The following is a 513-nucleotide window of genomic DNA, read 5'->3' on the forward strand; positions in this document are numbered from 1 at the left end:
CGTAATCGCCTTGTCCCACACCGCGTGTGGCGTAGGCGCGGGCGAGTCGATTGGTGGCACGGTCGAGTTCGGCGCGGGTGAGCGTGAGGCCCTGGCAGGTCACCGCGGGCTGGTCGGGGTCAGCCTCCGCCAGTTGGGTGAGCTGGGCGGGGATCGTCAGGATGGCGTCGGTCATCTCAGTATCCGCCTTTGCGTTCGAAGATCCGGCGTGGGTTGTCCACCAGCATCGTGGTGATCTGCTCCTCGGTGACCCCGCGCTCACGCAAGGCGGGCAGCACGTCGTTGTGGATGTGTAGGTAGTGGCTGTTCGGAAGGGCCTGGGCAGTCAGCTGGTCCGGCAGCGCGTCGAAGTAGCACCAGGTGTCGTGCGAGAGCACCATCTTCTCGGCGTGGCCGCGCTCGCACATGGTGGCGACCGTGTCCACCCTGTCCTCGAACGGAAGGAAGACATCGACGCCGAAGCGGTCCATGCCGATATAGGAACCGTTGGCGATCAATTCTTCGAGGTAGCCG

1 pseudogene is annotated in these 513 nt (G+C 64.9%); it reads right to left on the reverse strand.

Features of this window, described 5'->3' with window-relative positions:
- Positions 1 to 176: 176 nt before the first annotated feature.
- Positions 177 to 513, reverse strand: a pseudogene (locus IMZ11_RS43700) (phosphotriesterase-related protein); the annotation flags it as partial.

The organism is Microtetraspora sp. AC03309, from assembly GCF_020826795.1.
Lineage (GTDB): Bacteria > Actinomycetota > Actinomycetes > Streptosporangiales > Streptosporangiaceae > Microtetraspora > Microtetraspora glauca.